Source organism: Amycolatopsis sp., assembly GCF_036008905.1.
Taxonomy (GTDB): Bacteria; Actinomycetota; Actinomycetes; order Mycobacteriales; family Pseudonocardiaceae; genus Amycolatopsis.
The window spans coordinates 1-9104 of the sequence record NZ_DASYMU010000094.1; the positions used below are offsets into that span (position 1 = coordinate 1).

Annotated in this window: 8 protein-coding genes; 4 read left to right on the top strand and 4 right to left on the bottom strand. The window is 66.2% G+C overall.

The genetic code is table 11. The features are described from left to right. Positions 1 to 86: 86 nt before the first annotated feature. Together VGP60_RS17710 and VGP60_RS17715 are read left to right on the top strand one after the other, a co-directional pair. A complete protein-coding gene (locus tag VGP60_RS17710; RefSeq protein WP_327549115.1) occupies positions 87 to 1421 on the top strand; it encodes a ferredoxin reductase family protein in 1335 nt (444 codons plus the stop codon). 46 nt (positions 1422 to 1467) lie between these two features. Next, positions 1468 to 1815, top strand: a complete 348-nt coding sequence (locus VGP60_RS17715) for an iron chaperone (RefSeq protein ID WP_327549116.1) — start codon at positions 1468 to 1470, stop codon at positions 1813 to 1815. Here the strand turns inward: VGP60_RS17715 and VGP60_RS17720 are convergent. Next, entirely contained in the window at positions 1802 to 3814 is a 2013-nt protein-coding gene (locus tag VGP60_RS17720) for an exo-alpha-sialidase (RefSeq protein ID WP_327549117.1), read from the bottom strand. The two genes, VGP60_RS17715 and VGP60_RS17720, sit on opposite strands and share 14 nt — an antisense overlap. A 333-nt stretch (positions 3815 to 4147) precedes the next feature. Here VGP60_RS17720 and VGP60_RS17725 point away from each other — a divergent pair, with 333 nt between their 5' ends. Beyond that, positions 4148 to 5164 carry a TerC/Alx family metal homeostasis membrane protein gene (locus VGP60_RS17725; RefSeq protein ID WP_327549118.1) on the top strand — a complete coding sequence of 339 codons (1017 nt, stop codon included), beginning with the start codon at positions 4148 to 4150 and terminating at the stop codon, positions 5162 to 5164. A 176-nt stretch (positions 5165 to 5340) separates the two neighbouring features. Continuing rightward, positions 5341 to 6153, top strand: a complete 813-nt coding sequence (locus VGP60_RS17730) for a hypothetical protein (protein ID WP_327549119.1) — start codon at positions 5341 to 5343, stop codon at positions 6151 to 6153. Between the two features lie 62 nt (positions 6154 to 6215). Here VGP60_RS17730 and rfbB read toward each other — a convergent pair whose 3' ends face one another. The 3 genes from rfbB to VGP60_RS17745 all read right to left on the bottom strand — a co-directional run bounded on the left by rfbB (position 6216) and on the right by VGP60_RS17745 (position 8808). Then, complete coding sequence (rfbB, locus tag VGP60_RS17735) at positions 6216 to 7208, bottom strand: dTDP-glucose 4,6-dehydratase (RefSeq protein WP_327549120.1); 993 nt, start codon at positions 7206 to 7208, stop codon at positions 6216 to 6218. A 30-nt stretch (positions 7209 to 7238) separates the two neighbouring features. After that, a complete protein-coding gene (gene rfbA, locus VGP60_RS17740; protein ID WP_327549121.1) occupies positions 7239 to 8120 on the bottom strand; it encodes a glucose-1-phosphate thymidylyltransferase RfbA in 882 nt (293 codons plus the stop codon). A gap of 79 nt (positions 8121 to 8199) precedes the next feature. Next, entirely contained in the window at positions 8200 to 8808 is a 609-nt protein-coding gene (locus VGP60_RS17745; RefSeq protein WP_327549122.1) for a dTDP-4-dehydrorhamnose 3,5-epimerase, read from the bottom strand. Positions 8809 to 9104: the final 296 nt, after the last annotated feature.

Below are 9104 nucleotides of genomic sequence, written 5' to 3' on the forward strand. Positions count from 1 at the left end.
GAGGGCGGCTGACCGTACATAATGGCCCCGACTTGGCACGGTCGTCGGCCGCGAGCGCGGCGACGCAGCGATGAGAGGTAGCCATCATGGCGTTGAGTTCGCCGGTGCGGCGAGGCACCGTATTGCCGGTCGTTCAGGCGCGGTGGGCGCTGTGGGCGTTCGTCATCGTCAATGTGGGGATCGTCGAGATCCTGTTCTTCACCGCGGGTACCGGCAAGAACTCGATCCTCACCGTCGCCAAGTTCTTCGGCCTGCACGCCGCGCTCATCATCCTGTTCCAGTTGTTGCTGGTGGCCCGGGTTCCGTGGCTGGACCGGCGGATTGGCATGGACCGGCTGACGTCGTGGCACCGGTGGGTCGGGTTCACCTTGTTCTGGACCGTCCTCACCCACGCCACGCTGGTCGTGCTCGGCTACGCCACGCTGGACAACGCGCCGATGTCGAAGACGTTCCTCGCGCTGGCCGGAGTGCCGGCCTCGTTGCTGGGCATGTTCGCCGCCGCTCTCATCGTCGTGATCGGAGCTACCTCCGCTCGATACGTCCGGCGGCGGCTGCGGTATGAGACCTGGCATGCCTTGCACATACTGGTGTACTTGGCGCTGGCACTGGCGTTTGTCCACCAGTTGCTCGAGACGACGACGTTCGCGTCATCCGCGTTCGCGATCGGCTACTGGTGGGCGTTGTGGATCGTCGCCATCGGTGCGCTGGTCGTCGGGCGGATCGTCGTGCCCTTGCGGCGCAACGCTTTGCACCGGTTCCAGGTCGCGGCCGTGGTGCCGGAGTCGCACAACGTGGTGTCGGTGCACGTCACCGGCCGCCATCTCGACCGGCTGCCGGCCAGGGCCGGTCAGTTTTTCATCTGGCGGTTCCCCGGGCACAACCACTGGTGGCAGGCGAACCCGTTTTCGCTGTCAGCGGCGCCCAACGGCCGTTCGTTGCGCCTGACCGCCAAGGCGGTCGGCAGCACCAGCGCCGGTCTGCGGGACGTCCCGGTCGGGAGCCGCGTGTTCTTGGAAGGTCCGTATGGGGCGTTCACTTCGTTGCATCGATCGCGGCCAGGCGCGCTGCTGATCGCCGGTGGCGTGGGGATCACACCTGTCCGGGCTCTGCTGGAGGAGCAGCCGGCGGGCGACGTCGTCGTGCTCTACCGGGTGCGCAGCGAGCAGGATGCCGTACTGCTCAACGAATTGCGGCAGCTGGTCGCGGCTCGGGGCGGGCGGCTGCATCTGCTCGTCGGCCGGACCGGGGAGGGGGCGCGGCCGTTCGAGCCGGACGCTCTGCGGTCCCTGGTCCCCGACATCACCGAGCGCGACGTGTACGTCTGCGGCCCGCCTGCCATGACCTCGGCCGCGCTGGACGGCCTCCGGCGGCTGAAGGTGCCCAGCCTGCAGGTGCACGCCGAGAAGTTCAGCTTGGCCTGACCTCGGCAACCAGAGCGCCTGTCTTTTCGGAGGTAGAGTGCTCGGCGTGTCTGTAGTGGACGAATACTTCAGTGGTCTCGACGCGCCTACCCGGGACGCGTTCGAGCACGTCCGCGGTCTGGCGATGGAGCTCGCGCCCGACGCCGAGGACGCCATGAGCTACGGCATGGCCGCGCTGCGGTACAACCGGAAGCCACTGCTGGGCTTCCGCGCCGCGAAGGGCCACCTCAGTATCTTCCCGTTCAGCCCCCAAGCCGTCGACGCGGTGCGTGAGCGGCTCACCGCGGGTGATCTCTCCAAGGGCACGATCCGGTTCACGGTGGAGGCACCGCTGCCCGACGACGTCGTGCGGGACGTCGTCAGGCACCGGCTGGACGAGATCACCGGCGGATGAGCCGGATGGCGTCGGCGACGACAAAGCCGTCGGCGTCGTTGTCGATGGATACCGTGGTCGACGCGGAAAGTCCGCCGGTCAGGCGGAAAACGCCCAGCGAGACCCATTGACCGCTCCGCGCGTCCGTGACACCGGCGGTCCGTTGGTTGACGCGCACGAGGCTTGTGCCGGTGGCATGCTTGACGTAGTAAGGCGCGTTCGACGCCCGGTTCGTCGCGGCTGGGTAACTGGCCTGCACCTGGTAGTCGCCGTCGTCGGGGACCACCAGCCGGTAGCGCACCACCGCGCTCCCGTTGCCTGCGGGGTGGGTGATGTAGTTGCTGCCCCAGTAGCCGGGGACTCCGGTCGCCGGTGCCGACCAGGTTCCGGTGTGCACCCCGAAGCCCAGATCTTCGTTGTCCACCAGGATTTCGTTGCGCAGGTCGGCCGCACCGCGGGCGGTGACGAGGCTCAGTTCGTCGAGGCTGATCGACGTGCCGCCGCCTCGGCCGGGGCCGGCCAGGGCGAACCGCACGATGGTGCGCCCGGCTTTCAGTGCCACGCTGCCGAGATGAGCGATGTCGTAGCCTTCGGACCGTTCGCTGGTCGTGTCGATGAAGGCCACGCGGGGTTTGACGCCGTTCACGGTGATCTTGACCAAGCCGCCGTCGGCCGGGCGGTAGTAGCGCAGCAGCAGGTCGTACGTGCCGTCGCTGGGGACGTCGACGCCGTACTCGATGAAGCTGCCCACCGCGACCGGGCTGTACACGGCGCGCTTTCCGCTTCTGGCAACGGGATCGGTGACGACGGTAGCCGTGGTCCCGAGTTCGGTGCGGGTCTCGGTGTAGGCAGGGCCGGCGGCCAGGGAGTCACGGCCTTTGGTGAGCCAGTCCAGGTCGAACCGGCACACCGCCACCCGCCGGGGCGAGCTCGCGAGGTCACCGTCGCAGCCGTAGAGCAGCACGATGGTGCCGTCCGAGAGCCGCGCCAGATCCGAGTAGTACGACCGGCCGCTGTTGACCACCCGGCTGTAGCGGAACGACTGGCCCTCGTCGTAGCTCACCGACACCGTCATGTTGCGGCGGACCGGCGCGTCCGGTCTGCTGAACAGGATCCGGTCGGGTTCGGCGCTGCCGGGACCGCCGGTGTAGCGGATCAGCCCGGCGTCGACCGAGTTGAACTTCCCGGTCGCGCCGTCCAGCTTCGGGTTCGACCAGGTGAGGCCCCGATCCTCGCTGACGGCCACGATCCGCTGCCGGCTCCCGCCCGCCGCGTCGCGCCCGCTGACGAGCACCGAGCCGTCCCGGCGCTGCACCAGGCGCGCTTCGTTCATCAGGTAGCCGGTGGACACCGGGATCTCGCCGCCTTCGTGCCAGGTGGCGCCGTGGTCGTCGCTGTAGATCGTGGAGACGCCGTACAGCCGGGGCTCACCGCCTCGCCGGTGCATGATGTTGAGTAGCAGCCGTCCATTGTCCAGCGCGATCCCGTGTCCAGGGCCCGGCCCGTGGGAGGTCCAGGCGTGGGGTGAGCTTTCGAAGAGCCCGGGCAGGGTCCGGGGCGTGCTCCAGGTTCTGCCGCTGTCCTTGCTGGAGATGACGTAGAGCGGGCTGTTCGCCGGGGAGAAGCCGTAGAACATGAACACTTCACCGGTCTGGCGGTCGACAAGGAAGGTCGGATTGGCCCAGCCCTGGTCGTTCACCGACTGGACGAGCGTCCGCGACGCCTCCCAGGTGGCACCCCGATCGGTGCTGCGCCGCATCAGCAACGACCGCGATCCGGAGTCTCCCACCTGCGCGCGACCTTCGGTGGCGGTCAGGATGGTGTCGTTCGGCAGCACGGCCAGTCCGTGCACGTGGTAGCTGGCCATCGGTCCGACAGCGGAATCCCACAACGTCGTCTCGGCGAAGGAAGCCTGTGTCTGCGCGGAAGCGGTTTTGGCGACGCCCACGCCGAGAACCGTCGCGGCCAGGCCGAGTGTGAAGGTTCGTCGCCGCAGCACGTGCTCATCGCGTTCGGTCACTTACCGCTCCCAGGTTTCTGACGCCGGATCAGCCGGATGGTCGCGGGGAGCGTAGCGCGGGAAGGGACGCAAGTGGGGTAAAAGTCTTTTAGTAGCAACTTCGTCTAGATTCGAGCTATTTGTCCATTTTAGTCCGTATCCATTTATTGCACTATGTCCAGAATGACCGGAAATCGCGAACCTTGGCTCATTTCCCTAGGCGGACAATCTTGTTGAAAAGGTCACATACTGTATACTGAATGCAATTGGCGAGAGTCGCCGTGACAGTTCGGTTTGCGGTAGTGGCCGGGGCGACGCGCCGGCGCTTGAGTGTGCGCTGGAGGTGCTCGGTCGATGGATTTCCCGGTGTGGGTATGGGTGGCGACCTTGGTGGGGTTGACCGCGTTGATCGTGGGCGACCTCGTGGTGGTCGGCAGGCGGCCACGCGAGGTTGGAGTCAAGGAGGCCAGCCTGTGGGTGGCGGCCTGCGTCGGGCTGGCGGTGTTGTTCGGGATCGCGCTCCTTGTTTTCGCCGGGCCGACGAGCGGCGCCGAGTTCTTCGCGGGGTACGTGACCGAGTACAGCCTCTCGGTCGACAACCTCTTCGTGTTCGTGATCATCATGTCGCGCTTTTCGGTCCAGAAGGAACACCAGCATCGGGTTTTGTTCATCGGGATCGTGATTTCCCTGGTGCTGCGCGGTGTTTGCATCGCGGCGGGGGCGGCCGCGCTCAACGCGTTCAACTGGATTTTCTACATTTTCGGCGCATTCCTCATTTACACGGCGGTCAAGGTCGCCAAGGAGGGGGCCGGTGACGGCGGGGAGGTCGAGGCGCCGGACAGTGTTGTCGTCCGCGCGCTGCACAAAGTGTTGCCCACGACCGATTCCTACGACGGTGGCAAGCTGACGACCAAGATCAACGGCAAGCGGCTGTTCACCCCGATGATCATGGTGGTGTCCGCGCTCGGGATCGCCAACGTCGTTTTCGCGCTCGACTCGATTCCCGCGATCTTCGGGCTGACGACCAACGGCTACATCGTCTTCACCGCGAACGCGTTGGCGCTGCTGGGACTTCGGCAGCTCTACTTCGTCATCGGCGGGCTGCTCGAACGCCTGGTGTACCTGAGTTACGGGCTGGCCGTCGTCCTCGGGTTCATCGGGCTGAAGCTCATCATCGAGGCGCTGCACGGCTCGCATATCGACGAGATCCAGTTCGAGGTGCCGCATATCGGCATCGCGTTGTCCCTCGGCATCATCGTCGCGGTGCTGGGCGTGACCACGGTGGCGAGCCTGCTGCGGTCCCGCTCGGTCGCGGCCAAGAAGGCGGAAGCCGAGGCCGAACCGGAGCTCGCCCGCACCACCTCGGGCTAGCTGTTCACGCGTTGGTTCCGGAATTGCCTTTTGTTTAACGATCGCTCTCGTTACGCCGACTTGTCAGGGTTGGCGTAACGAGAGCGAGGCACGGATGTCGATTTATCTGCGCACCAGTATCAAGCTCGGCCCGCTGCGGGTTGGCGTGTCGAAGGCGGGTATCGGTGTGTCGGCGGGTGCTCTCGGACCTGACAGGGGCGCAGACAGAGGCCCTCCTGCCCGCCAACCCGAGCACTCTCGTCTCGCAGTTGAACGCCGCGGCGAAGGCGCATCGGAGCTGGCCTTGGGCGCTCGGGGTGACCTTGCTGCTCATCGTCGTGACGCCGTGGCTGCTGATTCCGGGTGCGTTGCTGACGGTGTGGCTGGCTTGGCAGGACAGCGTCCGGCGGACGGTCGTCGCGTTCTACGAGGTCGACGGGCCGGCGCATCAGCGGTACCAAATGCTGCTCAACCACTTCGAAGCGGCGCGCGCGGCGCATTCCGCTTGGCATGTGGTGGCCGGCGGCGCCCTGCACACCACGTACCAGCGAAAGGTGAACGCGGGCGCGGGATCGCTGGTTCGGCGCGAGCCACTGCACCGGGGCGTCGAAGGCTCATCGCACCTCAAGGCGAACATCAGCGTCCCGTCGCTGCAGTCTTCGGCACGGTCGGTGTACTTCCTGCCCGACCGCGTGTTGATCCGCGACCGCAACACCTACGTCGATCTGTCTTACGACGCGTTTTCCGTTACCTGGGACGAAAACCGGTTCGTCGAGGACGGCTCTGTCCCGCGTGACGCCCGGCAGGTGGGCACCACTTGGAAGTACGTCAACAAGGACGGCGGACCGGACCGGCGATTCAAGGAGAACCGGCAGCTCCCGGTGTTGCTCTACGGTCAGATCCGCCTGAGCGGCGCTTACGGTCTGAACATTCTCTGGTCGTTCTCCAACGGACAGGGAGCCCCGTTCCTGGTTTCCGGGATCGGCCAGATGAAAGCCGCGCTGAAATGACCGAGGGCGGTACCGGAAACCCGGTACCGCCCTCGGCTCAGAAAACTTCAGATCAGAAAAACTCAGCCCTTGTTCAGTGCGGCGCGCTCCTTGAGCGCTTCCCACCAGACGCGGTTTTCCTTGTACCAGGCGACGGTACGGGCAAGGCCCTCTTCGAACGGGACCTGCGGCTTGTAGCCGAGTTCCGCCGAGATCTTGCTGATGTCGACCGAGTAGCGGCGGTCGTGACCCTTGCGGTCGGTGACCCGCTCGACCATGTCCCAGTCGGCACCCATCGCTTCGAGGAGCTTGCCGGTGAGGTCGTAGTTGGTCAGCTCGGTGCCGCCGCCGATGTTGTAGACCTCGCCCGCGCGGCCGCCTTCGACGACGAGCTGGATGCCGCGGCAGTGGTCGTCGACGTGCAGCCAGTCGCGGATGTTGAGGCCGTCGCCGTACAGCGGGACCTTCTTGCCGTCCATCAGGTTGGTGACGAACAGCGGCACGACCTTCTCCGGGAACTGGTATTCGCCGTAGTTGTTCGAGCACCGCGTGACGCACACGGGCAGGCCGTGGGTGCGGAAGTACGAACGGGCGATCAGGTCCGAGCCGGCCTTGGCGGCCGAGTACGGCGAGTTCGGCTCCAGCGGCTGCTCTTCGGTCCAGGAACCGGAGTCGATCGAGCCGTAGACCTCGTCGGTGGAGATGTGCACGAACTTGCCGATGTTCGCGTTCAGCGCCGCCTGCAGCAGGGTCTGGGTGCCCAGGACGTTGGTCACGACGAACTCCGCCGCGCCCGTGATCGAACGGTCCACATGGGACTCGGCCGCGAAGTGGACGACGACGTCCGTGCCGGTCATCAGTTCGCCGACCAGCTCGGCGTCACAGATGTCGCCCTGGACGAACCGCAGCCGGGGGCTGTCGGCGACCGGTGCGAGGTTGGCCTCGTTACCCGCGTAGGTCAGCTTGTCCAGCACGACGACCTCGGCGTCGGCGAAAGCCGGGTAAGCCCCGCCGACCAGTTGACGGACGTAGTGGGATCCGATGAACCCCGCGCCACCAGTTACCAGAACCCGCATCGTGCTCCTCTTCGCAATCGTTCGGTTGGGTCAGTTGCCGGCGCCCGCGGCGCGGGCGACCTCCATCACGTACTGGCCGTAGCCGGACTTGGCCAGCTTCTCGCCGAGGGCGTAGCACGCGTCGGCGTCGATGAAGCCCATCCGGAACGCGATCTCCTCGAGACACGCGATGCGGACGCCCTGCCGGTGTTCGAGCACCTGTACGTACTGGCCCGCCTCGAGCATCGAGTTGTGCGTGCCGGTGTCGAGCCACGCGAAGCCACGGCCGAGATCGACCAGTTTCGCGTTGCCCTGCTTCAGGTAGAACATGTTGACGTCGGTGATTTCCAGCTCGCCGCGCGGCGACGGCGCGAGGCCGGCGGCGATCTCGACGACCTGGTTGTCGTAGAAGTACAGGCCGGTGATGGCCTTGTTGCTCTTCGGCAGGGCCGGCTTCTCTTCGATCGAGATCAGCGTGCCGGTCGCGTCGACCTCGCCGACGCCGTAGCGCTCGGGGTCCTTGACCGGGTAGCCGAACAGCACACAGCCGTCGAGCGGGCTGGCGTGCGCCTGCAGCTGCTTGGCGAAGCCCTGGCCGTGGAAGATGTTGTCGCCGAGCACGAGCGCGACGTCCTGGTCGCCGATGAAGTCCGCGCCGATGATGAACGCCTCGGCCAGCCCGTTGGGCTCGGCCTGCTCGGCGTACTCGATGCGGAGGCCGAGCTGGGAGCCGTCACCGAGCAGCCGCCGGAACATCGGCAGGTCGATCGGGGTGGAGATGATCAGAACTTCGCGGATGCCCGCGAGCATCAGCACCGACAAGGGGTAGTACACCATCGGCTTGTCGTAGACCGGCAGGAGTTGCTTGGAAACGGCCTGCGTGATCGGGTGCAGCCGGGTTCCGCTGCCGCCGGCGAGGATGATGCCTCTCATTGTGGCGCGCTCTTTCCATCTGGTCGGAGGTCAGCGCACTCGTCGTGCACCGGTCCGAGAAATGTCCGGGGACGCGCTTTCACGCGTGGACCACCCGCACCTTGTCATAGAAGGCGAGGCAGTCCTCGTACTGGGGAAGGATACCGGCCGCCTCAGCCTCGGCGAGGGTCGGGGCGGCGAGGTCCTTGGCCGAAAGCTGCTGTTCAAGGTCTTTCGGCCAAGGGAGATCGAGGGCGGGATCGAGCGGCGTGATGCCGTGTTCGCGCCCCGGGTTGTAGCCCTCGGAGCACAGGTAGTTCATCACCGTGTCGTCCTCGAGCGCGACGAACGAGTGGCCGATGCCCTCGGGCACGAACAGCGCGCGGCACTCCTGCGGGTCGAGCCGCACCGCGTCCCACTGGCCGAACGTCGGCGAACCGACCCGGATGTCGACGACGACGTCGAGCAGGGAGCCACGCGGGCAGTAGATGTACTTCGCCTGGCTGGGGGGCACGTCGGCGAAGTGCACGCCGCGGATGGAGCCGCGGCTGGAGATCGAATGGTTGGTCTGTGCGACGCGCATCGAGCGTCCCGTCGCCTCGACCACGGCCTGTTCCTGGAAGGGGCTGGCGAACATGCCCCGGTTGTCGGCGAAGGTCGGCGGGACGAACTCGAACACGCCGGCGATGGACAGCTCACGGATCTGCACGAGCAAAGAGGATAGTAACGACGATCGGGGCCCGTTCCCCCGGGTTCGGCGCGCCCTAGGGCATCATGACGCCCTGGGGCGTGTCCGGTGGATCTTGTTCGCGGTATCCGCGCCCAGGCGGCCCCTGGTCGCACCGGGGATTCACCCGAGTACGGCCAGTACGAGGGCGAATCCCCGGCACAACCAGGAACCACCTGGATCACGAATCCCATCGAACAGAACCACCAGACACGCCCCACCCGACGAGGAGAGACCTGACGTCATGACGACGATCGACATCATGTTGCCGTATTACG

Coding starts and splice junctions, on each gene's coding strand:
- VGP60_RS17710 (WP_327549115.1), top strand. CDS start 87: ATGGCGTTGAGTTCGCCGGTGCGGCGAGGCACCGTATTGCCGGTCGTT.
- VGP60_RS17725 (WP_327549118.1), top strand. CDS start 4,148: ATGGATTTCCCGGTGTGGGTATGGGTGGCGACCTTGGTGGGGTTGACC.
- rfbB (WP_327549120.1), bottom strand. CDS start 7,208: ATGCGGGTTCTGGTAACTGGTGGCGCGGGGTTCATCGGATCCCACTAC.
- rfbA (WP_327549121.1), bottom strand. CDS start 8,120: ATGAGAGGCATCATCCTCGCCGGCGGCAGCGGAACCCGGCTGCACCCG.